22 protein-coding genes are annotated in these 25645 nt (G+C 60.8%); 11 read left to right on the top strand and 11 right to left on the bottom strand.

Annotation, left to right across the window (positions count from 1 at the left end; genetic code table 11):
* Nucleotides 1-42 precede the first annotated feature (42 nt).
* Genes AAGQ88_RS07590 through AAGQ88_RS07570 form a run of 5 tightly spaced genes read right to left on the bottom strand, consistent with a single transcriptional unit; the run spans nt 43 to nt 4240 of the window.
* Nucleotides 43-315: a DUF2160 domain-containing protein gene (locus tag AAGQ88_RS07590; RefSeq protein WP_274135013.1), complete on the bottom strand. Its 273-nt coding sequence runs from the start codon at nt 313-315 to the stop codon at nt 43-45.
* 12 nt (nt 316-327) lie between these two features.
* The gene (locus tag AAGQ88_RS07585; RefSeq protein ID WP_093462481.1) at nt 328-1128 is read right to left on the bottom strand and encodes a carbohydrate ABC transporter permease; all 801 of its coding nucleotides are present in this window, start codon (nt 1126-1128) and stop codon (nt 328-330) included.
* Nucleotides 1129-1156: 28 nt separating this feature from the next.
* Nucleotides 1157-2023 (bottom strand): sugar ABC transporter permease, encoded by an 867-nt coding sequence (locus tag AAGQ88_RS07580; protein ID WP_093460387.1) that lies wholly within the window; start codon nt 2021-2023, stop codon nt 1157-1159.
* A complete protein-coding gene (locus tag AAGQ88_RS07575; protein WP_342654886.1) occupies nt 2016-3146 on the bottom strand; it encodes an ABC transporter ATP-binding protein in 1131 nt (376 codons plus the stop codon). The genes AAGQ88_RS07580 and AAGQ88_RS07575 overlap by 8 nt, the downstream gene beginning before the upstream one ends.
* Complete coding sequence (locus AAGQ88_RS07570) at nt 3146-4240, bottom strand: ABC transporter ATP-binding protein (protein ID WP_093460394.1); 1095 nt, start codon at nt 4238-4240, stop codon at nt 3146-3148. Before AAGQ88_RS07570 ends, AAGQ88_RS07575 begins: the two co-directional genes overlap by 1 nt.
* A gap of 343 nt (nt 4241-4583) precedes the next feature.
* Here AAGQ88_RS07570 and AAGQ88_RS07565 point away from each other — a divergent pair, with 343 nt between their 5' ends.
* Nucleotides 4584-6446 (top strand): sigma-54-dependent Fis family transcriptional regulator, encoded by a 1863-nt coding sequence (locus tag AAGQ88_RS07565; RefSeq protein ID WP_342654885.1) that lies wholly within the window; start codon nt 4584-4586, stop codon nt 6444-6446.
* A gap of 263 nt (nt 6447-6709) precedes the next feature.
* On the opposite strand, the gene cysS is transcribed toward AAGQ88_RS07565, so the two are convergent.
* Together cysS and AAGQ88_RS07555 are read right to left on the bottom strand one after the other, a co-directional pair.
* Entirely contained in the window at nt 6710-8092 is a 1383-nt protein-coding gene (cysS, locus tag AAGQ88_RS07560) for a cysteine--tRNA ligase (RefSeq protein WP_285424509.1), read from the bottom strand.
* A 24-nt stretch (nt 8093-8116) separates the two neighbouring features.
* Complete coding sequence (locus AAGQ88_RS07555) at nt 8117-9814, bottom strand: glutamine--tRNA ligase/YqeY domain fusion protein (RefSeq protein WP_285424510.1); 1698 nt, start codon at nt 9812-9814, stop codon at nt 8117-8119.
* Between the two features lie 284 nt (nt 9815-10098).
* Here AAGQ88_RS07555 and AAGQ88_RS07550 point away from each other — a divergent pair, with 284 nt between their 5' ends.
* The 4 genes from AAGQ88_RS07550 (at nt 10099) to AAGQ88_RS07535 (ending at nt 12223) form a co-directional block, all read left to right on the top strand.
* Nucleotides 10099-10602, top strand: a complete 504-nt coding sequence (locus AAGQ88_RS07550; RefSeq protein ID WP_093460407.1) for a peptidylprolyl isomerase — start codon at nt 10099-10101, stop codon at nt 10600-10602.
* On the top strand, nt 10599-11351 hold the full coding sequence (lpxH, locus tag AAGQ88_RS07545; RefSeq protein ID WP_093460410.1) for a UDP-2,3-diacylglucosamine diphosphatase: 753 nt from the start codon (nt 10599-10601) through the stop codon (nt 11349-11351). Before AAGQ88_RS07550 ends, lpxH begins: the two co-directional genes overlap by 4 nt.
* 193 nt (nt 11352-11544) lie before the next feature.
* Nucleotides 11545-11748, top strand: a complete 204-nt coding sequence (locus AAGQ88_RS07540; protein WP_093460413.1) for a hypothetical protein — start codon at nt 11545-11547, stop codon at nt 11746-11748.
* A 64-nt stretch (nt 11749-11812) separates the two neighbouring features.
* Nucleotides 11813-12223 (top strand): PA2817 family protein, encoded by a 411-nt coding sequence (locus tag AAGQ88_RS07535; RefSeq protein ID WP_093460416.1) that lies wholly within the window; start codon nt 11813-11815, stop codon nt 12221-12223.
* A 45-nt stretch (nt 12224-12268) separates the two neighbouring features.
* Here AAGQ88_RS07535 and AAGQ88_RS07530 read toward each other — a convergent pair whose 3' ends face one another.
* Entirely contained in the window at nt 12269-13318 is a 1050-nt protein-coding gene (locus tag AAGQ88_RS07530; protein ID WP_285424514.1) for an ABC transporter substrate-binding protein, read from the bottom strand.
* Nucleotides 13319-13614: 296 nt separating this feature from the next.
* Between AAGQ88_RS07530 and AAGQ88_RS07525 the strand changes: the two genes are divergently transcribed.
* Complete coding sequence (locus AAGQ88_RS07525) at nt 13615-14703, top strand: LLM class flavin-dependent oxidoreductase (protein ID WP_342654884.1); 1089 nt, start codon at nt 13615-13617, stop codon at nt 14701-14703.
* Nucleotides 14704-14811: 108 nt separating this feature from the next.
* Here the strand turns inward: AAGQ88_RS07525 and AAGQ88_RS07520 are convergent, their stop codons facing one another.
* Together AAGQ88_RS07520 and AAGQ88_RS07515 are read right to left on the bottom strand one after the other, a co-directional pair.
* Entirely contained in the window at nt 14812-15612 is an 801-nt protein-coding gene (locus AAGQ88_RS07520; RefSeq protein ID WP_285424516.1) for a class II aldolase/adducin family protein, read from the bottom strand.
* Nucleotides 15613-15752: 140 nt separating this feature from the next.
* A complete protein-coding gene (locus AAGQ88_RS07515; protein WP_342654883.1) occupies nt 15753-16658 on the bottom strand; it encodes a LysR family transcriptional regulator in 906 nt (301 codons plus the stop codon).
* 201 nt (nt 16659-16859) lie between these two features.
* On the opposite strand from AAGQ88_RS07515, the gene AAGQ88_RS07510 reads away from it, so the two are divergent.
* The 5 genes from AAGQ88_RS07510 to AAGQ88_RS07490 all read left to right on the top strand — a co-directional run bounded on the left by AAGQ88_RS07510 (nt 16860) and on the right by AAGQ88_RS07490 (nt 23313).
* The gene (locus AAGQ88_RS07510) at nt 16860-17468 is read left to right on the top strand and encodes a cysteine dioxygenase (protein WP_342654882.1); all 609 of its coding nucleotides are present in this window, start codon (nt 16860-16862) and stop codon (nt 17466-17468) included.
* Nucleotides 17465-19045, top strand: a complete 1581-nt coding sequence (locus AAGQ88_RS07505) for a rhodanese-related sulfurtransferase (RefSeq protein ID WP_342654881.1) — start codon at nt 17465-17467, stop codon at nt 19043-19045. Before AAGQ88_RS07510 ends, AAGQ88_RS07505 begins: the two co-directional genes overlap by 4 nt.
* A gap of 687 nt (nt 19046-19732) precedes the next feature.
* The gene (locus tag AAGQ88_RS07500; RefSeq protein WP_342654880.1) at nt 19733-20743 is read left to right on the top strand and encodes an ABC transporter substrate-binding protein; all 1011 of its coding nucleotides are present in this window, start codon (nt 19733-19735) and stop codon (nt 20741-20743) included.
* Nucleotides 20744-20764: 21 nt separating this feature from the next.
* Nucleotides 20765-22135 (top strand): LLM class flavin-dependent oxidoreductase, encoded by a 1371-nt coding sequence (locus AAGQ88_RS07495; RefSeq protein ID WP_285424521.1) that lies wholly within the window; start codon nt 20765-20767, stop codon nt 22133-22135.
* Nucleotides 22132-23313 carry an acyl-CoA dehydrogenase family protein gene (locus AAGQ88_RS07490; protein ID WP_342654879.1) on the top strand — a complete coding sequence of 394 codons (1182 nt, stop codon included), beginning with the start codon at nt 22132-22134 and terminating at the stop codon, nt 23311-23313. Before AAGQ88_RS07495 ends, AAGQ88_RS07490 begins: the two co-directional genes overlap by 4 nt.
* 33 nt (nt 23314-23346) lie before the next feature.
* Here the strand turns inward: AAGQ88_RS07490 and AAGQ88_RS07485 are convergent, their stop codons facing one another.
* Nucleotides 23347-25635, bottom strand: a complete 2289-nt coding sequence (locus tag AAGQ88_RS07485) for a molybdopterin guanine dinucleotide-containing S/N-oxide reductase (RefSeq protein WP_342654878.1) — start codon at nt 25633-25635, stop codon at nt 23347-23349.
* Nucleotides 25636-25645: the final 10 nt, after the last annotated feature.

Genomic DNA, 25645 nt, shown 5'->3' with positions numbered 1-25645 from the left:
TCGCGAGCAAGCTCACTCCTACAAGTGTTCATTCATTTCCTTTCAACCCCAACGCATTACCACCAACAGCCAGACCAGGGACAGCCCGGAGGCGACCCAGATGCTCCAGTCGGTCGCGCCGATCACCAGCAAGTGCAGGTAGGCGCTGCCGAGAAGACCGATGAACAGCCGGTCGCCACGGGTGGTGGCGATCGGCAGGAAACCACGACGTTCGATGCTTGCCGAGCGCAACTCCCAGACGGTCATCGCAACCAGAATGGCAGCGATGGAACCGAAGAAGATCGCGGTCGGCAGTGTCCAGGACATCCACTCCATTTTTCTGACTCCTCAGACACGACCAAGGGCAAAACCCTTGACCACGTGATTGCGAACGAACCAGATCACCAGCATGCCCGGCAGGATGGTCAACACCCCCGCTGCCGCGAGCACGCCCCAGTCGATCCCCGACGCCGATACGGTGCGGGTCATGACCGCCGCGATCGGTTTGGCGTTGACCGATGTCAGGGTCCGCGCCAGCAACAGCTCGACCCAGGAAAACATGAAGCAGAAGAACGCTGTCACACCGATCCCCGAGCCAATCAGCGGGATGAAAATCTTGCCGAAGAACTTGGGAAAGCTATAGCCGTCGATGTAGGCCGTTTCGTCTATCTCCTTCGGCACACCGGACATGAACCCTTCGAGAATCCACACCGCCAATGGCACGTTGAACAGGCAGTGCGCAAGTGCAACGGCAATGTGCGTGTCAAACAGGCCGATGGACGAATAGAGCTGGAAAAACGGCAGCAGAAACACTGCCGGTGGCGCCATGCGGTTGGTCAGCAGCCAGAAGAACAGGTGTTTGTCGCCGAGGAAACGATAGCGTGAAAATGCGTAGGCCGCTGGCAGCGCAACGCTGAGCGAGATCACGGTATTCAGGCAAACGTAGTAGAGCGAGTTGATGTAGCCGCTGTACCAGCTTTCGTCGGTGAAAATCACCTTGTAGTTGGCCCAGGTGAAATCCTGCGGGAACAGGGTCAGACCGCCGAGGATTTCGGTGTTGGTCTTGAAGGACATGTTCACCAGCCAGTAGATCGGCACCAGCAGAAACAGCAGGTAGATCCACAGCGGAATGATTTTTCTCAATGGCAGCTTTTCGCGCTTGTTCACGGGCCGCTCCTCAGTTCTTTTCGCCGTGGGTCATGGCGGTGTAGAACACCCACGACACCAACAGAATGATCAGGAAATACACCAGCGAGAATGCCGCCGCCGGCCCCAGGTCGAACTGGCCCAGCGCCATGGTGGTCAGCGTCTGGCTGAGGAAAGTGGTCGAGTTGCCTGGCCCGCCCCCGGTCAGCACGAAAGGCTCGGTGTAGATCATGAAGCTGTCCATGAAGCGCAACATCACCGCGATCAGCAGCACGCTCTTCATCTTCGGCAACTGAATGTGTCGGAACACTGCCCAATTCGAAGCCCGATCGATACGCGCCGCCTGGTAGTACACGTCCGGAATGGCCCGCAAACCCGAGTAGCACAGCAGCGCCACCAGCGAGGTCCAGTGCCAGACGTCGATCACCAGCACCGTTACCCAGGCGTCCGACGCGTTGGCTGCATAGTTGTAGTTGATGTGCAGAATGTTGTTCAGAAACCAGCCCAGCAGACCGATGTCGCCACGGCCGAAGATCTGCCAGATGGTGCCGACCACGTTCCAGGGAATCAGCAGCGGGATGGTCATCACGATCAGGCACACCGATGACCAGCGGCCTTTGGTCGGCATGGTCAGGGCGATGGCGATGCCGAGCGGAATCTCGATCAGCAGCACACAGCCCGAATAGATGAACTGGCGCAGCAGCGAATCATGCAGACGCGGATCCTGCAGCACCTGCTTGAACCAGTCGGCGCCGACGAAATAGCGACTGGACTGATCGAAGATGTCCTGCACCGAATAGTTGACCACGGTCATCATCGGAATGATGGCGCTGAACGCCACCAGCAGGAATACCGGCAGTACCAGCCACCAGGCTTTGTTGTTCTGGACCTTACTCATGGGGCACCTCGCTGGCCTGCGCGTGAGTCGCGGCGACTTCCAGCAAAAATTCATCGGCGTAGAGCATCAGCCACTGCGCCGGGAAGCTGATCCAGGCCTGGCCTTGCGGCACCGGTTTGTCCTCCTGCAGACGCACCTTGAGTGACTGACCGGCCAGGTTGAGGGTGAGGATCTTGTAGGTCCCCAGGTCCTCGACGTAGGTCACGTCGGCGCACATCGCGTCATCGAACGGGCCGTCCCACACGTGGACGAACTCCGGACGAATGCCGACCTTGAGCGTGCTCCACTGGGTCGCCGCCAGCTTTTGCTGCAGCGCGTCGGGCAAGGGCAGATGGATGCCGCCAAAACCGACGCCGCCCGCCTCGGGCCTGACCTCGATGAGGTTCATGCCCGGGCTGCCGATGAAATAGCCCACGAAGGTGTGATGGGGTTTTTCGAACAGCTCGCGGGGGGTGCCGAACTGCACGATCTGGCCGCCGTACATCACAGCGATCTTGTCGGCGAACGTCGACGCCTCCAGTTGATCGTGGGTGACGTAGACCATGGTGATGTTGAACTGCTCGTGGATCTGCTTGAGCTTGCGCCGCAGCTTCCACTTCAGGTGCGGGTCGATCACGGTCAGCGGTTCGTCGAACAGAATCGCCGAGACGTCATCACGCACCAGACCGCGGCCCATCGACACCTTCTGCTTTTCGTCCGCAGTCAGGCCCTTGGCTTTTTTCTTCAGCAGCGGTTGCAGATCGAGGACGTCGGCGATTTCCTGCACCTTGGCCTGAATTTTCGTTTCTGCCATGCCCTGATTGCGCAATGGGAACGCCAGATTGTCGAACACCGTCATGGTGTCGTAGACCACCGGAAACTGGAAAACCTGAGCGATGTTGCGCTGCTCCGGCGACATGTCGTTGACCACCGTGGAGTCGAACATCACTTTGCCTTCCGACGGACTGAGCAGGCCGGAAATGATGTTGAGCAAAGTCGATTTGCCGCAACCGGACGGCCCGAGCAGCGCATACGCGCCGCCCTGCTCCCAGATGTGGGTCATCTCACGGATGGCGTAGTCTTCCGGGCCCGAAGGCGTAGCGCTGTAACTGTGCGCGAGTTGTTGCAAGCGGATCTCGGCCATCAGGCAACCCTCGCCATGCGCAGGCCCGGCGCCTGGATGAGGCCGCCCTGCTGATCGAATACGAACAATTTGTGAGTCGGGATGTACACGCGAATCGGCGTGTCGACGTCGTACTCGTGCACGCCCGGCAGATGCAGCACCAGCGAGAAGTGCTCGTTGCGCACGTGGAGGAAGGTTTCCGAGCCGCTGATTTCAGCCAGTTCGACCGTGACCGCCAGCTCCAGATCGTCATCGTTGGACGGCACCAGACTCAGGTGGCTGGGGCGCACGCCGAAACGGTACTCGCCATCACCGATCTTGCGCAGGTCCACGTTGAGCGGGAAATGCACGAAGTTGGCGAAGCTGACTTCGTTACCGTCAATACGCCCCGGCATCAGGTTGATCGGCGGCTCGGAGAACAGTTCGGCAGCCAGTACGGTCTTGGGCTGGTGATAGACCTCGGGCGTCTTGCCGTGCTGGATCAGCCGACCTTCGTGGAGGATGGTCGTGGTCCCACCCAGCGCCAGCGCTTCGTTGGGTTCCGTGGTGGCGTAGACGGCGATGGTGTTGCGGGTCTCGAACAGCTGACGCATTTCCTGGCGCAGCTCTTCGCGCAGCTTGTAATCGAGGTTGACCAGCGGCTCGTCGAACAGGATCAGTTCGGCGTCCTTGACCAGCGCGCGGGCCATTGCCGTGCGCTGTTGCTGACCGCCGGAGAGTTCGAGGGGGTAGCGCGCGAGGAATTTTTCGATGCGCAGCATCTTTGCGGTTTCGCGTACGCGGCTGTCGATTTCGTCCTTCGACATCTTCGCCTGACGCAACGGCGAGGCGATGTTGTCGAACACGGTCATGCTCGGGTAGTTGATGAACTGCTGATAAACCATCGAGACATTGCGATGACGCACCGCGACCTGGGTGACATCTTTGCCATTCATCAGTACTCGGCCGCTGTCTGGCTTGTCCAGACCGGCCATCAAGCGCATCAGGCTGGTTTTGCCTGATAAGGTGCGCCCCAGCAATACGTTGAATGAGCCGGGTTCAAAGCTCAGCGACGCATCGTCGATCCAGATCTGACCGTCGACGGCTCGGCTGACGTGCTCAAGCGTGAGAGACATGGCGTGCCCTTTTTATTTGTCTTGTTCAGGGGTGTTGCTGTTCGGCCACTGGCCGGGTCGTGACATTCGTCGACCGCTTGTTGGATAGCGACAATCGTGCCAATCCAGGTTCGCAAGCGCGCCAGACAACCAAGCCCACGATCTAGAGCCTTCGCCGCGCAAAACGCCCTGCATGGTGATTCGTTGGTGAACATAAGTGAACAGAAAATACTGAACACCTGAACAAAATGAACATTGACTTTGAACAATCGTGAACAACAATGGATGGACGTTTCGGGCACGGATGCTCGGCATGAACGCCGTATCCCAAAAACAATAAAAGTACTCGGACGGAGCCATCTACATGGCCACACCAGGCGCATCCCTCGCTCACGACACCATCATTCAGGACTCCTGGGCCCGCTGCCGTCAGTTCGGCCTCGACCATCAGTCCCGTCCCGCTTTCGGCGGCCTTGCACAGCATCAGGTTTCCCAGTTGCTGGAGCGTCATCACTCGCTGGTGCAGACCACTCATCAACAGGTGCTGCCGTTTTACGAGAACATCCTCAGCAACTCCAATTGCCTGATTCTGCTGGCAGACCAGCAAGGCCAGGTGCTCAATTCGTGGGGCACCAAGCGTTTCGTCGAGGCCGACCAGCAAATGGGCTTCGTCGCTGGCGCCAGCTGGCTGGAACAGGGCGTGGGCACTAATGCGATCGGGACGGCGCTGGCGTGTGAGCAGGCCGTTCACATTGAACACGATGAACACTTTCTCAAGGCCAACCGCTTCATGACCGGTTCCGCCGCGCCGATCTTCGACGCTTCACGGCGGATGATCGCCGTGCTCGATGTGTCCAGCGACAGCTTCCTGCCGCCGTCCCACACGCTGGGGATGGTGAAGATGATGAGCCAGACCATTGAAAACCGGCTGATCCTCGATCAGTTTCAGCACAGCCATTTTCAGCTGACGTTCAACACCGGGCTGAACAACCTGGACAGCCAGTGGGCCGGGCTGCTGGTCTTCGACGAGTCCGGCCGCATTCTGTGCGCCAACCGCCGGGCCGATACGCTGCTGGGGGTGAGCCTGTTGCAGGCCAACATCGAAAACCTGTTCAAGGCGCCCGTCACGCACTTGCTCGATCAGCCGGAAGGCCAGCCCTTCGCGCTGCAAGCGTCCGGGCACAACCGCTTTCACTGCCTGCTCAAGCGTCCGAAGGCGCCCGTGCTAAGACTGCATCCGGTGCCGACCCCGAAAAAACCCGACGGCAAAGACGTCGGCACACCCGGTTTCGGCGATGAGAAAGTGGCGAAGGCTGCGAACCAGGCCCAGCGTCTGTTGGAAAAGAATGTCCCGCTGCTCATCCTCGGCGAGACCGGCGCAGGCAAGGAGGTGTTCGTCAAGACGCTGCACCGGGCCAGTTCCCGTGCCGATCAGCCGTTCATTGCCGTGAACTGCGCGGCGATTCCGTCTGAGCTGGTGGAAGCCGAACTGTTTGGCTACGAAAAAGGCGCGTTCACCGGTGCGCACCATAAAGGCAGCATCGGCCTGATCCGCAAGGCGGACAAAGGCACGTTGTTTCTGGATGAAATCGGCGACATGCCCCTGGCCGTGCAAGCGCGTTTGCTGCGGGTGTTGCAGGAGCGATGCGTGCAGCCGCTGGGCAGCAGCGAACTGTTCCCCGTGGACATCCGCATCATTTCCGCAACCCACTGCTCACTGCGCGAACAGGTACAGAGCGGGCGCTTCCGGCAGGATCTGTACTACCGCATCAGTGGCCTGAACCTGGAATTGCCGCCCCTTCGCGAACGCACCGACAAGATCGCGCTGGTGCAGGCGATCTGGGAGCAGCATCGTGAGCCGCAACAGACCGCGGGCTTTGAGCCGTCCGTGCTGGCGTTGTTTGAACGACACCCTTGGCCGGGCAATCTGCGTCAGCTGAGTAATGTTATTCAGGTCGCACTGGCGCTCGCTGACGATCAGCCGATTTCTGCCGAGCATCTGCCAGAGGACTTCTTTGCGGATTTAGAGCTTGCCGATCTGGACCTGGAAAGCCAGGGCAACGGACCGGAGATGGCCTTCAACCGCAAGGCCGTGCTGAATACGCCGGAGGAGTTGAGCGAGTTGTTGCAGGCCGCGGGCGGGAATATTTCGCAGCTGGCCAAGCGGCTGGGGGTGAGCCGGAATACGCTCTACAAGCGGCTGAGGGAGCAGGATCAGCAGGTTTGACAGTTGCGCCTTTGTCTGAAAACGCTGGACTCGCGCAAATTTGTTTCTGCCCGAAGGGCGTAGGAGCTTGGCTTGCCAGCGATCTGGCGCGAAGCGGCAGTAAAACCAGACACCTCGGTAGTGTCAGGCACACCGTGCATACAGAATTTGCTGCCGCTTCGCGCCAGATCGCCTGCAAGCAAGGCTCCTACGGCCTACGGCCAGAATCAAAAACACAGAATGCGATCGCTCTCACGCAACTGCAGAGCGATCCATTCAAGCGATCAGTCCGCCAATCGCCAGGTCGTTGCGCCCTTCCCGTCCTCCAGCACCACGCCCATGGCGGTGAGCTGATCGCGGATGCGGTCGGATTCGGCCCAGTTCTTGTCGACACGTGCTTGCAGGCGCGCGGCGATCAAGGCTTCCACCTCGGCGGCATCGACGCGTCCTTCCGCACCGGCGCGCAGGAAGTCGTCGGCTTCGAGCTGCAACACGCCCAGCACGCTTGCCAGTTGCTTCAAACGTGCCGCAAGACCTGCAGCCGCGGTGACATCACTGTCGCGCAGGCGGTTGATCTCGCGGACCATTTCGAACAGCACCGCACAGGCTTCGGGCGTGCCGAAGTCATCGTCCATCGCCGCCGAGAAACGCTCGACGAACGCTTCGCCGCCGGCAGGCTCGGCAGCCGGAAGACCTTTGAGTGCGTGGTAGAACCGCTCCAGCGCGCCCTTGGATTCTTTCAGGCTGTCTTCGGAATAGTTGATCGCGCTGCGGTAATGGCTCGACACCAGCAGGTAGCGCACCACTTCCGGATGGTATTTATCCAGCACGTCGCGAATGGTGAAGAAGTTGTTCAAGGACTTGGACATCTTCTCGCCATTGATGCGGATCATGCCGCAATGCATCCAGGCATTGGCATAGGTCTTGCCGGTGGCGGCTTCGCTCTGGGCGATTTCGTTTTCGTGGTGCGGAAACTCCAGATCGCTGCCGCCGCCATGAATGTCGAACGTCTCACCCAGGCAGCAGGTGGACATCACCGAGCACTCGATGTGCCAGCCCGGACGGCCGGGGCCCCATGGCGATTCCCAGCTGGGCTCGCCCGGCTTGACGCCTTTCCACAGGACGAAATCCAGCGGGTCGTCTTTCGCTTCGTCGACTTCGATCCGCGCACCGATGCGCAGGTCTTCGATCTTCTTGCGCGACAGCTTGCCGTAACCGAGGAATTTTCCGACGCGGTAGTACACGTCGCCATTGCCCGGCGCGTAGGCGTAGCCCTTGTCAATCAGGCTCTGGATCATGTCATGCATACCGCCGATGTAGTCGGTGGCACGCGGCTCCATGTCCGGCTTGAGGATATTCAGGCGCGCTTCGTCCTCGTGCATCGCATCGATCATGCGCGCGGTCAGTGCGTCGAACGCCTCGCCGTTCTCGCGAGCGCGATTGATGATCTTGTCGTCGATGTCAGTGATGTTGCGCACGTAAGTCAGGTCGTAACCGCTGAAACGCAGCCAGCGGGTCACCAGATCGAACGCCACCATGCTGCGGCCGTGGCCCAGATGGCAGTAGTCGTAAACGGTCATGCCGCAGACGTACATGCGTACCTTGTTGCCATCCAGCGGCTTGAAGACTTCTTTGCTCTTGGTGAGCGTGTTGTAGATCGACAGCACGTTGTGCCCCTTACAAGTACAGCATCAGGTCCAGGAATCGCGCAGGGTCACTGTGCGATTGAATACCGGCTTGCCCGGTTTCGAGTCCTTGATGTCCGCGCAGAAATAACCTTCGCGTTCGAACTGGAAACGGTCTTCCGGCGCGGCTTCGCCCAGCGACGGCTCAGCCCGACAACCGGTCAGGACCTGCAGGGAATCCGGATTGATGTTGTCCAGGAACGTCTGGCCGTCCTCAGCCTTTTCCGGGTTTGCAGAGCGGAACAGGCGATCGTACAGACGCACCTCGCACTCGATGCTTTCAGCGGCCGGGACCCAGTGGATCACACCCTTGACCTTGCGACCTTCCGGGTTCTTGCCCAGCGTGTCCGGGTCATACGAGCAGCGCAGTTCGACGATGTTGCCGTCGGCGTCCTTGATCGCTTCGTCAGCGCGGATCACATAGCTGCCACGCAGGCGCACTTCGCCATTGGGCTCCAGACGCTTGTAGCCCTTTGGCGGCTCTTCCATGAAGTCATCGCGGTCGATGTAGATTTCACGACCGAACGGCAGCTTGCGCACGCCCAGTTCTTCTTTCTGCGGATGACGTGGCAGTTCGAGGTGATCGACCTTGTCTTCCGGGTAGTTGGTGATCACGACCTTCAACGGACGCAGCACGCACATGGCGCGCGGGGCGTTGGCATCCAGGTCCTGACGGATGCTGAATTCGAGCATGCCGAAGTCGACTACGCCGTCGGAACGGTTGGTGCCGATCATTTCGCAGAAATTGCGGATCGACGCCGGTGTGTAGCCGCGACGGCGGAAGCCCGACAGCGTCGACATGCGCGGGTCGTCCCAGCCGTTGACGTGTTTCTCGTCGACCAGTTGCTTGAGCTTGCGCTTGCTGGTGATGGTGTAGTTCAGGTTCAGGCGCGAGAATTCGTACTGACGCGGCTTGCACGGCACCGGCAGGTTGTCGAGGAACCAGTCGTACAGCGGACGATGGCTTTCGAATTCAAGGGTGCAGATCGAGTGAGTGATGCCCTCGATGGCGTCCGACTGACCATGGGTGAAGTCGTAGATCGGGTAGATGCACCACTTGTCACCGGTCTGATGATGGTGAGCATGGCGAATGCGATACAGGATCGGATCGCGCAGGTTCATGTTCGGCGAGGCCATGTCGATCTTGGCACGCAGCACGCGGGCGCCGTCTTCGAACTCACCGGCCTTCATGCGGGCGAACAGGTCCAGGTTTTCCTCGACGCTGCGCTCGCGGAACGGGCTGTTCTTGCCAGGCTCGGTCAGCGTGCCACGGTACTCGCGGGCCTGCTCGGGCGTCAGGTCATCGACGTACGCCTTGCCAGCCTTGATCAGCTCGACAGCCCAGTCGTGCAACTGATCGAAATACTGCGAGGCGTAACGCACTTCGCCAGCCCACTCGAAACCCAGCCATTTGACGTCGCTTTCGATGGCGTCGATGTATTCCTGGTCCTCCTTGGCCGGGTTGGTGTCGTCGAAGCGCAGATGCGTGACACCGCCGAACTCCTGAGCCAGACCGAAATTCACGCAGATCGACTTGGCATGACCGATGTGCAGATAACCGTTGGGCTCAGGCGGAAAGCGGGTCACGATCTTGGTGTGCTTGCCCGAATCCAGGTCCGCCTGCACGATCGGGCGCAGGAAGTTGGTTGGAATTGCAGGGCCTGCCTTTGAATTCGCAGCGGCGTCTTGAGTGGGCTTGCTCATAGGATCCTTGAAAACCTAACTGTCTTGGCCAGGGTAGGCCGAATAAATCAAAGCGCTTATCATAGCCGAACCTGTCAAGAGCCTGACAGCATGCTGTGACAAAACTGCCGGGAGGGGCGCCCGGCCCGTGCAGGCCGCCGGACGCAATCGCGACTACCCGGCAAGCGGCTACCCTCTGTAAACTGCGCGCCTGAGTCGAATCGGCGGCACCTGCAACCACGCTCAAGTAGCCCGACGCCACGATCGACACGTCCACCACGAATCAGACAAGAGCGATTTCGAACATGTCCAAAGTCAGACTGACCACCAATAAGGGCGAGATCGTCCTGCAACTGAACGCTGAAAAAGCGCCGTTGACGGTCGCCAACTTCCTTGAGTACGTGAACGCCGGTCACTACACCAACACGGTCTTTCACCGCGTCATCGGTAACTTCATGATCCAGGGCGGTGGCTTCGAGCCCGGCATGAAAGAAAAGAAAGACAAGCGCCCGAGCATCCAGAACGAAGCCGACAACGGCCTGCCGAACAAGAAGTACTCGGTGGCCATGGCCCGTACCATGGAGCCACATTCGGCATCGGCGCAGTTCTTCATCAACGTCGCCGACAACAGTTTCCTCAACCACAGCGGCAAGACCGTTCAGGGCTGGGGCTATGCCGTCTTCGGCGAAGTGATCGAAGGCCAGGATGTCGTCGATGCCATCAAAGGTGTCGCCACCACGTCCAAAGCGGGTCATCAGGATGTGCCGGCTGAAGACGTGATCATCGAGAAAGCCGAGACCGTTGAGTGATACTGCTGATCTCCGATCTGCATCTGGAAGAAGAACGCCCGGACATCACCCGGGCGTTTCTGGATCTGCTGGCTGATCGCGCGCGTGGCGCCGAGGCGCTCTATATCCTCGGCGATTTCTTCGAAGCCTGGATCGGCGACGACGCCATGTCACCCTTCCAGCGCTCGATCTGCGAAGCCTTGCGCGCCCTGAGCGACAGCGGCACGCAGGTGTTCCTGATGCACGGCAATCGCGATTTCATGATTGGCAAAGCGTTTTGCAAGGCCGCCGGTTGCACGTTGCTGCCCGATCCCAGCGTGGTCCAGTTGAACGGCGAGCCGGTGTTGCTGATGCACGGCGACAGCCTGTGTACGCGCGATGAAGCGTACATGCGCATGCGCCGCTATCTGCGCAATCCGCTGACGCTGTGGATCCTGCGCCACCTGCCGCTCGCCACCCGCCACAAGCTGGCGCGCAAGCTGCGCAGCGAAAGCCGCGCGCAGACCCGCATGAAAGCCAATGACATCGTCGACGTGACACCTGAAGAAGTCCCGCGAATCATGAGTGAATCCGGCGTGAAAACGTTGATTCACGGCCACACCCATCGCCCTGCCATTCACAAGCTGCAGATCGGTGACGAGACCGCCCAGCGCATCGTGCTCGGGGACTGGGACCGTGAGGGATGGGCGCTGCAAGTCGATGAGCAGGGCTTTCAGCTGACCTCGTTCGCCTTCGCGCCGCAACAGCCGCTGGCCTTGCCGGCAAGCTGATCAGCAAGCCATCACACCGCACTGCGTCTGATCCGGCCTGCAGCCGGTCAGGCCGGTGGCTTGCCTGAGCACCGACGTCGATCGGTCAATTTGGCGATTAGCGGCACCTCGAAAACGACGCTCTAGCCTGCACTTCACAAAGAATTGCCCTACACTCCCCGGTAACAACAAGAAAACACAAAGGGGACGCATCATGATCGATCAACGTATGACTCATCGCTGCATGCTCGCTGAAATCGCCTCGGGGGAGGACATTCAGAGCGGCAGACCGACCCAGACCCTGCAAACACTTCTGCTCGTCGGTTTCGTCACCCGGCAACCGAGCCGCGACCGAACCTTCGCCCACCTTGCCCTGACCGAAGCCGGTCATCGATATCTGGCCGGGTTGTGGCATTGAGATAGCGGCAGGCTCCTCAGGGATCTATACTCCCGCGCCTGTTTTTGTCTCTGAGGACCTCATCATGGCCGACGCCAATCTCGACCACACTCTGAACCTGCTGACGCACCTGCGCGGCATCCTGGTCGCGCTGGGAGAAGCCGAACAGGTTCCCGAGGAAAGTCATGCGCTGTTTCTGGAGCGTTATGACGAATTGATCAGCCTGCTGCCGCAAGAGCCGATCGAAAGCCAGTATCTGGGTCAGGACCTGCTTTGCCAGGTGATCCAGCGCTACCCGCAGATCGCGCATCTGGTGCCCCGCGACCTGCTCTGGTATTTCGGCGGCGACTGCCTGCATTTCATGCCTGACGAAGAAATCGACCTGTACACGGCCCTGGAAGAGCGTCGCTACGAGGCCGAGCAGAACGAGGAGCCGTTCGACTGGAATCAGGAAAAACAACTGCTGGCGATGGGTCAGGACGCGCCGAAACACTGATCCGTAACGCCGGGAATTTCGGCAGGGCCGCGTCGACCTGGGAGGTCAACGCGATCCTGCTTCTCCCGCAACCTGCTTCAACAGCACCCCATGCGCACTCGGAAACACCTCTCGGTCCACCAGCCCGGACACCTGCACCGGCTTGGGGAACAGCTTCTTTTCTACGAACAGATCATCCACGCCCTGCAGCGCGGTGATATCCGACTGTTCCAGCGGCAACAGTGATTCGATCCCCCAACTCTGCAGTCGCTGCGACACGGCCAGCGGCACGTTGTTGGCCGTGGAAAAGACCTGGGCGTATTGCTCGGGATTGGCTTTGGCCCACTCGAATGCCTTGGCCAGGCGTTGCAACACATCGTTGAGCGCCTGACGCTTGACCTTATCGGCCAAAGCGGCGTCGGACGCGGTGATGAAGGTCAGTCCGGTGTTGATCCCCTCCCCGCTCAGCAAGAGCCGCGCACCGCTTTCTTCGGCGAACGCCTGATAAATGCCGAACGTCGCCCACGCATCGATCTTGCCGGCGTGGAACGCCGACAGCGCGTCGGTGGGCATGACGAAACCGATGTTCACGTCCGATTCCTTGACCCCGGCATTTTCCAGCGCGCGAATCAGCAGGTACTGGGAAATACTGCCTCGCGCAGACGAAATGGACACGCTGCGGCCTTTGAGGTCCGCGATCGTTTTGATGTCCGAATCCTGCGGCACGAGGATGCCGATACTGCGACCCTGTCCACGCCTGACCGCGACGATCCGCAACGGCGTGCCGCCGGTCGCCGCGGCCAGAACCGGCGTGTCACCAGCCGGCGCCAGATCGACGGCGCCTGCGCGCAAGGCTTCGAACAAGGGCGCAGCGCCCTGAAAATTGGCCCATTCGATCTGGTACGGCGTTCCGTCAAAAGCCTTCGACGCTTCGACGATGGTGCGCAAGCCTTTGGCCTGATCGCCCAGGATCAGCTTGACCTTCGACCAGTCAGTGGCCTGTGCGGCGGACGCCTGCTTTTGCCCGGGATCGTCGCATCCGGCCAGCAGCGTGAGCGCGATCGAACACAGCACGGCGATGGCGCGACGGGCTTGCGCCCTGTTGAAAGGTCCCATGAATCGACTTCCTTGCAGACAGCGGAGAGGCAGGACTGGCCCAAGACGGCGCCGACCCTGTTAAGGAATGCCAGCGTAATGGCATAAGAAACCCAAGTGAAATTCCCCTTGGAGATAAGCTAATGCTTAATTATTTTGATCTTATGACCATTTTTAATGCGGTATTTTTATAATTAGCTTAGTGCCAAATCGAATTTCACACAGCTGCCGCGTGCCCCTATGTTGCTTGAATGCTCACGCGCGAATGCCCGCGCGTGCGGCCATCAGTCAATCCAACACAGCACAAGGAATCGTTCATGAGCGTCGAATTCATTGGCTACATTGCCACTCAACCGGGATCGGAAATCCACCCGCGCAGTGGCGAGACGATTCAACCCGAATACGTGGAGAAGGTTGCGCGGGCCCACGAAGAAGCGGGATTCGACCGCGCACTGGTCGCCTATCACTCCAACAGCCCCGACAGCGCATTTGTCGCAGCGCATGCCGCGAGCGTGACGCGAAAACTGAAGTTTCTCATCGCTCACCGCCCCGGTTTCATTTCGCCCACCGTCGCTGCCCGGCAATTCGCCACGCTGGACGTGTTCAACGGCGGACGCATCGCGGTGCACATCATCACGGGCGGTGACGATCAGGAATTGCGCGCCGACGGCAGCTTTATCGGCAAGGACGAGCGCTATGCGCGTACCGACGAATACCTGAGCGTGGTGCGGCAGGAATGGACAGCGGAAAAGCCGTTTGACCACAAGGGCACTTATTACCAGTTCGAGGGGGCGCACTCGCTGGTCAAATCCCCGCAGAAACCGCACATCCCGCTGTATTTCGGCGGCGCATCGCAAGCGGCGATCGAAGTCGCGGGCAAGCATGCCGATGTTTACGCGTTGTGGGGCGAAACGTACGAGCAGGTCAGAGACATCGTCAAACAGGTTCGCGCAGAGGCTGCCAAGCACGGCCGTACGGTACGTTTCAGCCTGTCACTGCGACCCATTCTGGCCGACACCGAGGAAAAAGCCTGGGCCCGCGCCGACAGTATCCTCGAACGGGCGAAAGCCTTAGCTCAAGCGTCCGGTTTTCAGCGCCGCGAGCCGGCCAACGAAGGATCGCGTCGGTTGCTGGACGCCGCCGCCAAAGGGGCGCGACTCGACAAGCGCCTGTGGACAGGAATCGCCGGACTGCTGGGCGCCAAAGGTAACTCCACCTCGCTGGTCGGGACGCCGGAACAGGTCGCCGAGGCGCTGCTCGATTATTACGACCTGGGCATCACCACGTTCCTGATCCGCGGCTTTGACCCGCTCGACGATGCCATCGACTACGGCAAGAAGCTCATTCCGCTGACCCGCGAACTGGTGGCCAAGCGTGACCGGGAGAAGAACGAGAAGGTGGCGTAACCGCATTCACGCCATCGCCTGACCCTGACCGTTTCTGGCGCGAACACATTTGCGAATCGGGAGGTCAGGCGATGGAGTTTTCGTCGCCTGCCCCAAATCCCGACTCGCTCACTCCTGGTACGCGGTGCCGTGCCGATCCAGCTCGCGGATCAGGGCATTCCAGTGGCGTGCCACGCCGGGGCCCGTACCGCTTTTAAAGACCTTGGCTTGTTCTTCGACTTTCCTGACCACGTCTTCCGGCGGGAAAATCAGCTCGGCATTGCCGGCCGATTGGGCGGCAATCTGTATGTTGCAGGCGTATTCCAGGTTATGCAGCAGCTGAAACGCATGCTCCACGCTCAGGCCGGCCGTGAGCAGACCGTGGTTGCGCAGAATCATCACGTTCTTGTCGCCCAGGTCAGCCACCAGGCGCTCGCGCTCGCCCAGATCCTGCGCAATGCCTTCGTAGCCGTGATAGGCCACGCGCCCCGAAAAACCGAGCGAGTGCTGGGAGATCAGTAACAGCCCGTCTTTCTGCGCAGACACCGCAACGCCATCTCGTGTGTGGGTGTGCAGGACCGCTTGCAGGTCAGGACGCGCTGCGTGAATGGCACTGTGAATCACGTAGCCTGCGTGGTTGATGCCCAGACCGGTCGGGTCATCGACGATGGTGCCGTCGATATCCACCTTCACCAGATTGGAGGCTGTGATTTCGTCGAACAGCAGCCCGAATGCGTTGATCAGGAAATGCTCGTCCGGCCCCGGAACCCGCGCCGAAAAATGCGTATAGATGTGGTCGGTCCAGCGTTTCAGCGCAGCGATGCGGTAGGCGGCGGCCAGTTTGACGCGCACCTCCCACTCTTCGGCGCTGACCCGGTCACGCACATGGGTTGAACCGGCTTGGACGGGCAAACTACTGACGTTGCTCATGCATGACTCCCTGAATGATCCGATACAGATGTATCGAGGGAGCCTAAGCGCTTGGAAAAATCTTTTAAAATCACATTTTAGTCTAAGCTAATTATCAATATTTTTTATTATGCGGCGGACCTTCACCCGCCTGCAGAGTGTCACGCTGCGTCTCGCGATTGCTTCAGCGAGCCAGCCACCAGACTGCCGAACGAGGCGACCGGCCCTTGCAGGTTACCCAGAAACCGCGGATAGATTAGCCACAGGTCCATGACCGGTTTGAAGTCCTTGAGCGGCAGCACCGCCAGCAGATCGCGGTGGACGCTGCGTTCGAGCAGTGGACGCGGCACCAGCCCCAGGCCCATGCCATCGGCCACCAGCCCCAACTGCAACTCGGTGCCGAAGGTCTCCAGGTTGACCTTCAGACTCAGCCCCTGATCGGTCAGGGTGCGTTGCAGGCCTGCGCGAAATCCGCAGCCATCGGGATTGAGTACCCAGCCCTGTTCGTAACAGTCGGCCAGCTTGACGGGCTTCTTCGGCACGGCGCTCCTTGCGCAGACGACCACCAGCTCCATCTTGCCGATGGACTCGCCGATGATGCCCTCAGGGAAAATCTTGCCCGCCGGGAACAGCGCCGCAGCGGCGTCCAGCTCACCGTTCTCGATCTTGCCGATCAAATGGCTGCCCCAGCCGGTGACCACTTGCGCACGCAGGTCCGGAAATTGCCCACGCAGGTGTTTAAGCGCGTCAAGCAGCACCACATCGCCGATGGTCTGCGGCACGCCAAGACGCAACAGGCCGCTGGGCGGCGTGTCACTGGCCACCAGCTCACGCAATGAATCCATTTCCCGCAGGATCGCCAGACACTTCTGATACACCTGCGTGCCCATGGGGGTCGGCTTCAGCGGCTTGGTGTTGCGGTCGAACAGCTCGACGCCCAACGCTTGCTCGAAGTTCTGCACGCGACGGGTGATCGCAGGTTGGGTCAGGTCCAGCGACTCGGCGGCATGGCTGATCGACTGGCAGCGAATCACAGCCACGAAGGCATCGATATCATCAATTTTCATTCGGATCGCACATGGAAAATAAGAAAGGAGATAGGCAAAAAGCATAATTCCAATTGCGGCCTCTGGATAGTGCGGCCCGCCTTGAACACCCTGCCCAAGGGTTATCAAATGCCTTTTCGTTATAACCTAATCATCAATAAATAGCATATTAAGCTCGTGGATTATGCTTATATTGATCATCCTCAACTGCCCGGAGCCGACATGACTCACCCTCGACACCCTGAACGACTCAGGGCCTTCATTGGCGCTCTGGCTGAATTGATCGATGGCAATCCCCGTGAGGGTGATCTGCTGCATCGCGGCGGCAAACTGCTCGGGCAACTGGTCAGCCACGACGACTGGCTGCCGGACGAGTTCGCCGTGCCCGACCCTGCGCGCTATCAACAATTTTTGCTGCACGCCGACTCGCGCCAGCGCTTTTCCATTGTCAGTTTCGTCTGGGGACCGGGTCAAAGCACGCCGATTCACGACCATCGCGTCTGGGGGCTGATCGGCATGTTGCGCGGCGCTGAGTATTCTCAAGGCTTTGCGCGCAGCGCCGATGGCCGGCTCGAACAGGAAGGGGCGCCGATCCGCCTTGAACCCGGCCACGTCGAAGCCCTCTCGCCTCGCAGCAATGACATCCATCAGGTGAGCAACGCGTTCGACGACCAGGTGTCCGTCAGCATCCACGTCTATGGCGCCAACATCGGCGCCGTGAAGCGTGCCGTCTACCAACCCGACGGCAGCGAAAAACTGTTTATTTCCGGCTATTCCAACGCTTATCTCCCGAACATATGGGATCTGTCCAAAGAGAACCAAGCCCAATGACGCAAAGCACAAGATCGTTCAGCGACATCCGTAAAGCCCTGCTGGCGCGGGAGGAAGTCGCGCTGGTGGATGTGCGCGAGGAGGCGCCTTTCGCCGAATCTCACCCGCTGTTTGCCGCCAACATTCCGCTCTCCAAACTGGAACTGGAGGTGTTTTCCCGCATCCCTCGTCGCGACACGGCCGTCACGGTTTATGACAATGGCGAAGGCCTGGCCGAGGTGGCGCTGGAGCGGCTGACATCGCTGGGTTACAGCAACGTGAAGCTGCTCGAGGGCGGCTTGCAGGGCTGGGGCGACGCCGGCGGCGAGCTGTTCATCGACGTCAACGTGCCGAGCAAGGCATTCGGCGAACTGGTCGAGCATCACCGGCACACGCCGTCGCTGGCGGCCGAAGAAGTCAAACAGCTGCTCGATGCCAAGGCCGATGTGGTGGTGCTGGACGCGCGCCGGTTCGATGAATACCAGACCATGAGCATTCCCACCGGGGTCAGCGTGCCCGGCGCCGAACTGGTGCTGCGCGCGCGCGAGCTGGCGCCGGATCCCAAGACCCGGATCATCGTCAACTGCGCGGGTCGCACCCGCAGCATCATCGGCACCCAGTCGCTGGTCAACGCGGGCCTGCCCAACCCGATCTCGGCGCTGCGCAATGGCACCATCGGCTGGCTGCTGGCAGGCCAGACACTGGATCATGGCCAGTCGCGCCGCTTCCCCGAGGTCAAAGAGGCAACCCGACAAACCGCGCGTTCCGATGCGCGTCATGTCGCCGACCGTGCCGGCGTCAAGCGCGCCAGCCGCGCCGAACTGAAAGCCTGGCAGGCAGACGCCGCGCGCACCACGTACCTGTTCGATGTGCGCACGCCGGAAGAATATGAAGCCGGTCACGTGCCGAGCGCGCGCTCGACACCGGGCGGGCAGCTGGTGCAGGAGACCGATCACTACGCCAGCGTGCGCGGCGCACGTATCGTGCTGGTGGATGACGACGGCGTGCGGGCGAACATGTCGGCCTCATGGCTGGCCCAACTGGGCTGGGAAGTGTTCGTGATCGATGACCTGCGAGCAGGCGACTTCGGCGAAAAAGGCGCCTGGAATGCGCCCGTTCCCACACCTTGGCAAGTGGAAGAAATTACCGCCGACACCCTGCGCCAATGGCAGCAGCATGCCGGTGTGGCGGTGCTCGACTTCACCGCCAGCGCCAACTACGTGAAGCAGCACATCCCCGGCGCCTGGTGGACCTTGCGCGCCGACCTGTCCAATGCCCTGCGTAAAATTCCTGCGGCCGAGCGCTACGTCCTGACGTGCGGGAGCAGCAAGCTGGCGCGTCTGGCAGTGCCTGAAGTCGAGGCGCTGACGGGCAAGCCGGTCTTTTTGCTCAAGGACGGTACCGCCAGCTGGATTGCTGCCGGGTTCGAGCTCGAACAAGGTGAAGCCCATCTGGCCTCCCCGCGCATCGACCGCTATCGTCGGCCCTATGAAGGCACTGAGGCACCCCGCGAAGCCATGCAGGCGTATCTGGACTGGGAGTTCGGTCTGGTCGAGCAGCTGGGTCGAGACGGCACACACGGTTTCCACGTGATTTGACGCCCTGAGCAAAAGGTTGCATGAGCGCCTGTCGCGATGTGAGGTTCACTCCCACAGAGTTCTCCGGGTATTCCCGAACTCTCCGGGCACGCTCAACTCCCGCAGGAGCGCGCTTGCCCGCGAAGACTGGTTTCCAGCCGAAGCATCTCCGCCGGACACACCGGCCAATTCGCGGGCAAGCGCGCTCCTACAGGGTACGCGGGGCTGACGGGTATCGAGACAGGCCACAAAACCTGTGGGGCAAGCTTGCTCATGAACGCTGACTTCCAGACGCTACATCTCCACAGCATGCACTGGCCTCTTCCCAGCTGAAGCCGGTCCTACAGGCGCTGCGTGCTTTTCGCAGGACCGGCTTTAGCCGGGAAGGCGTCGGGCGTCACGCCGTTGATCGAGGGGCTGTTAAAGACAGTTGGCTCGCTCGCATCGCGGAGAGGCGCGTTGCTTATTTACAACTCTATGCACAACGCGATACGCGCAGCGCAAAGCCCTGCGACGTGAATATCCAGCCCTTGATTAAATGCAATATTTTTATATTGCAATCAAACAAAATCACGCAAATACATAATTAGCATATAACCAAAAGATACTTCTCATAAGTTTCTTATAGGCTTAAGGTCATAACTCTAGCCGACCCCTTCTCCAGGCGGAGGCTGCGAATTTCATATCCAAGCCTGGAGACACTTACCAATGTCCGCCCTCCCCCGATCCCTGCTGCGCGCCAGACATCTGTTGCTCGGCGCAGCGCTGGCCCTGTCGTTGAGCCAGGCCGCCTTCGCAGCCGACGCCCTGCAACCGCTGCTGGTGGCCAATCAGAAGTCGGCGCTCAAGGTCTTGCTGGAAGTGTCCGGCGAACTGAAAGACGTACCGTATGAGATCAAGTTTTCTGAATTTCCCTCTGCCTCGCCGCTGGGTGAAGCCCTCAACGCAGGCGCGGTGGACGTTGGCGCGCTGGGCGATGCGCCGTACGTATTCGCACTGGGCGCCGGCGCTTCGCTGAAGGTCATCAGCATCACCCACGTCAACGGCCGCTACACCACCGCGCTGATCGTGCGTAACGATTCGCCGATCAAGTCGGTCGCCGATCTCAAAGGCAAACGCATCGTCACCGGGCGCGGGTCCATCGGGCACTACCTGGCCATTCGCGCGCTTAATGAAGCCGGACTGAAAACCAGCGATGTCAGTTTTGTCTATCTACTGCCGAGTGAGTCCCGGCTGATCCTCGACAACGGCGACGCCGATGCCTGGGCGACCTGGGCGCCCTACACCACAGTCGCCACCCAGAATGGCGCGCGTATTTTGCCCAACGGCCCGGACCTGCTGACCAACCATTCCTACGTCGCTGCCACCAGCAAAGCCATCGCCGAAAAGCGCGTGCAGCTGGATGACTTCGTCGTCCGCCTGGATCGCGCCTATCGCTGGGTCAACGACCATCCCAAGGAATACGCCACCGCACAGGCCAAGGTCACCGGCCTGCCGCTGGAAGTCCACGTGGCGGTCAATCAGGACACCCACATGGAACGGGTGAGCATCGACGACAGCGTGATCAAGGGCTTGCAGAACACCGCCGACATTTATGAGCGCGAGGGCATCCTCAACAAGCACGTCTACGTGTCCAACGGCTTCGATCCCGAATTCAACGCCATTCGCTTGGCCGCCGAACAGGCCGCCACGCAGAACAATCCGCAAGCGGCGCGCTAAGCGACCGAAGGAGCGCATCTGATGAGCAATTCCCGTCAACTCAAATTCGGCGCCATGGTGCATGGCGTGGGGCATGGCTGGGGCGAATGGCGCCACCCGGATGCGCTGGCCGACGCGAGCACCCATTTCGAGTGGTACAAAGGCCAGGCAAGGCTGGCGGAGGACGCGAAGTTCGATTTCGTCTTCATCGCCGACAGCCTGCATATCCACGAGAAATCGAGCCCGCACTACCTCAACCGCTTCGAGCCGCTGACCATTCTTTCGGCGCTGGCGGCGACCACGTCGAAGATCGGCCTGGTGGCGACGGTCACCGTCAGTTACACAGAACCGTACCAGGTCGCCCGGCAGTTCTCTTCACTGGATCACATCAGCGGCGGACGTGCCGGCTGGAACGTCGTCACCTCGTGGCTCAGTGGCACCGCCGAAAATTTCAGCAAGGCCGAACATCCGCCTCACGCGGTGCGCTACCGCATTGCCAAGGAACATGTATCGACGGTCAAAGGGCTATGGGACTCCTGGGAAGATGACGCCTTCACCCGCAACAAGCAGACCGGCGAGTTTTTCGACCGCGACAAATTGCATGCGCTGAATCATCGCGGCGAGTTCTTCCAAGTCAAAGGCCCGCTGAACATCGCCCGCTCGAAGCAGGGCCAGCCGGTTCTGTTCCAGGCCGGCACGTCAGAGGACGGGCGCAATTTTGCCGCCGAATACTCCGATGCCATCTTCGTGCACGCCGAGTCGTTCGAAGACGCCCAGGCTTATTACGCCGACCTCAAACGTCGCGCTGAAGCGTTCGGCCGCAACCCGGACGCCCTGTCGATTCTGCCCGGCATTCGCCCCATCGTCGGGCGCAACGCCGAAGAGGTCGAGCATCGCTATCAACAGGCCGTTGAACTGGTGAGCATCGAGGACGCCATTGTCGCCCTCGGCCGGCCGTTCAACGACCATGATTTCAGCCAGTATCCGCTCGACGCGCCGTTCCCGGAGTTGGGTGATCTAGGGGCCAACAGCCAGAAAGGCGGCTCCGATCGCATCAAGCAGCAGGCACGTGAACATCATCTGACGCTGCGTCAGGTGGCGCTCGACTTTTCCCGACCACGGCGCGAATTCGTCGGTACGCCTGAGCAGGTGGCTGATCAGATTCAGCACTGGTTCGAGAACGGCGCAAGCGACGGTTTCATCATCAACTCGTTGCTCCCCGACGGCCTGAAATACTTCACCGAACTGGTCATCCCGGTCCTGCAGAAACGCGGACTGCAGCGAAGCGACTACACCGGCACGACCCTGCGCGAACATTTCGGGCTGCCGTTTCCGGTCAACCGCTATACCGCCGCCCGAGCGTCGACTGCGCCTGTGCAAACCACCGACAGACACACACAGGTTCCGGCATGAACGCAGGATTGAAACCGGCCACAGCTGCAGGCGTCGAGTCCGATGACGCATTCCTTCTGCGTTTGCAGGGAATCAGCCGGCAGCTTGCAGAAACCGCCGCGCATTACGACGAGACAGGCGAGTTCCCACACGACAATTTCCGTTTGCTGCATGAGCACGGACTGCTTGGCCTGACCGTCGAAAGCGCGCTCGGTGGCGGCGCGGCCGACTTGCGCCAGGCGCAGCGGGTCATCAGCGCCGTGGCTAGGGGTGAACCGTCGACAGCGCTGATTCTGGTGATGCAGTACATCCAGCACACGCGTATCCGCGACGTCAGAAACTGGCCAGAGCACCTGCGCCGGCGGGTTGCGCTGGACGCCGTCAACGAGGGCGCGCTGATCAATGCCCTGCGCGTCGAGCCGGATCTGGGCTCACCCTCGCGCGGCGGCCTGCCCGCCACCGTGGCGCATCGAACCGCCGAGGGCTGGCGGATCAACGGCCGGAAAATCTACTCCACCGGCAGCCATGGCCTGACCTGGTTCAACGTCTGGGCGCGCAGCGACGATACCGACCCTGCCGTCGGCGTCTGGCTGGTGCGCAAGGACAGCCCCGGCGTGCGTATCGTCGAAGACTGGGATCATCTGGGCATGCGCGCCACGTGCAGCCATGAAGTGATCTTCGAGGACGTGCTGGTGCCGCTCGATCACGCGGTCAACACCAGTCCTTGGACGGCGCCGCAGCCGGAGCTGGACGCCAACGGCGTGCTCTGGATGGCGGTGTTGATGGCTTCGGTGTACGACGGTGTCGCGCAATCGGCGCGGGACTGGCTGGTGCAGTTCCTTGAAGAACGCAAGCCCTCCAACCTCGGCGCGTCGTTGTCGACACTGCCGCGCTTTCAGGAGGTTCTCGGCCACATCGACACCTTGCTGTTCGCCAACCGCACGCTGCTGGATTCGGCAACCCACGGCCTGACCCCGGCAAGCCATGCCGCGCAGATCAAATACCTGGTGACCAGCAACGCCATCCGGGCGGTCGAGCTGGCCATCGAAGCGACCGGCAATCCTGGGCTGTCGCGCAGCAATGCCTTGCAACGGCATTACCGCAACGTGCTGTGCGCTCGTGTGCACACGCCCCAGAACGATGTGGTTTTGCAAGGCGTGGGGAAAGCCGCGTTCGCTGCGCGCAAGGCTCAGGACTGAGCCTTGCGCATCTGATCACGGTCGAGGGCCGAGTCAGTCCAGTATCAGCGGCGGGTCGAACGCGGTGATTGCGGGCAACGGCCCGCGCCACTTCTCGACCTCCACGAATGCTGTCTGCGCCGAACAGCCCTGAGACAGGCTCGATGAGCCGACATCCTCCGTCACGACGTTCGGGTTGCCATGGACTTCCAGGCTATGGGAGTGGCTTTTGCTCAGCGGATCGAACCAGGCGCCAGTCGCAATCTGCGCGACGCCGGGACGAATGTCATCAGACAGGATGACCCCTGCCAGAAACGCCCCACGCGGGTTGAACACCCTCACCACGTCGCCCTCGTCGATCCCCCTCGCTTGCGCATCCTGCCGATTGAGGGTCAACGGCTCACGCCCCTGCACCTTCGAGGCCTGACTGTAAGCGCCATGATCGTACTGGCTGTGCAGGCGGGTTTTCGGCTGGTTCGACAACAGGTGCAGCGGCATTGACCCGACAGGCTTGTCCAGCCAGACCGGATGGCCGGGACAGTCCTGATAACCGAAACCCGCAATCGTCTCGCTGAAGATTTCCAGCCTGCCGGACGGCGTCGGCAGCGGATTGCCCTCGGGATCATCACGAAAGGATTTGAGCAGTACGGTGTCGCTTTCCGGGTAATCCACCTCGAACAGGCCGTCACGCCAGAACTGTTCGTAATCGGGCAACGTGACTGCAAAACTGTCGGCGCGCTGACGCGACTCCTCATAGATGAAGCGCAGCCACTGCGCGGCATCACGACCTTCGGTGAACACCTGCTCGAAGTGCAGACGTTGCGCCAGCGCCGCCAGGATCGAGTAATCGTCACGCGCCTCGCCGATCGGCTCGATGGCCTTGCGCATCGCGATCATGAAACGGTCGGAGGCGGCGCTGCCGATGTCATCGCGCTCAAGGGCGGTAGTGGCCGGCAGCACGATATCGGCGTATTTCGCCTGAGCCGTCCAATACTGCTCATGGACGATGATCGTTTGCGGACGTTGCCAGGCGTTCAGCAGGCGATTGAGGTCCTGATGGTGATGGAAAATGTTGCCGCCCGCCCAATACACCAGGCGGATGTCCGGATAGTGCAGGCGTCGGCCGTTGTAATCGAAGGGTGCGCCCGGATTGAGCAGCATGTCGGTGACCCGCGCCACCGGGATGAAGTCCTTGACCGGGTTCACGCCCTGAGAAAACCTTGGCCCTGAAAACGCCTTGCGACCGCTGCCGGTGTTGTTCATGCAGCCATAACCCAGACCGAACCCGCCGCCCGGCATACCGATCTGCCCGAGCATCGCCGCCAGCGTGACGGTCATCCAGAACGGCTGTTCGCCAGACTGCGAGCGCTGCAGCGAATACGCGACGTTGATCATCGTGCGCTTGCTCGCCATTTCACGCGCCAGACTGACGATGCGCGAAGCGGGAATGTCGGTCAGGCCCTGCGCCCACCCCGGCGTTTTCGGCACGCCATCGGCGTTGCCGCACAGGTAGTCGATGAACCGCTCATGGCCAACGGTGTAACGACGCAAAAATGCCTCATTGTGCAGCCCTTCGTCGACCAGCACCCAGCACAGCGCCATCATCAACGCGGTATCGCTGCCAGGTCGTACCGCCAGCCACTCGTTATGTTCCGGGCCCTGTAAATCGCTGCGCAGCGGGCTGACATTGACGAAGCGCACGCCCGCCTCCGACATGCCCTGAATCCCTTGACTGACCAGATGATCACTCGCCCCGCCGGGGCTGCACTGGGCGTTTTTGACGGGCAGCCCGCCAAACGCCACGAACAGCTCGCAGTGGCGCGCCATGTTCTGCCACGACGTATGCGCGGCCAGCAGCCAATCCATGTTGCCGACGATGTGCGGCATCAGCACCCGCCCGGCGCCCAGGCTGTAGCTGTCGACGCTGTAGACGTAGCCGCCAAATCCGTTGAGGAATCGATGCAGCTGGCTCTGTGCATGGTGAAAACGGCCAGCACTGCCCCAGCCATAGCTGCCGCCGAAGATCGCCTGGTTGCCATGCTCGCTTTTGACCCGGGACAATTCCGCTGCGACCAGATCCAGCGCGGTGTCCCAGGACACTTCGACGAAGGCTTCCTGACCGCGCAGATGCGGCTGGCGCAGCGCTGGATGATCCGCAAAGCGCTCGAGAAAACTGCGGCGGATGGCGGGCCGACGGATCCGCGTGGGCGAGTCGATTGCGCCCGGTATGGACGCGCCGATGGGTGAAGGGTCGGCATCCCACTCCACCGGGTCCATGCCCACCAGTCGCCCGGCGTCCACGCGCGGACGATAAGCGCCCCAGTGCAGCGAAGTGAAACTCATAGGTGCGTGC

The organism is Pseudomonas sp. F3-2 (genome assembly GCF_038804275.1).
GTDB lineage: Bacteria > Pseudomonadota > Gammaproteobacteria > Pseudomonadales > Pseudomonadaceae > Aquipseudomonas.
The sequence above is the reverse complement of the archived record's forward strand: the minus strand, read 5'-3'. Positions and strand labels throughout refer to the sequence as shown.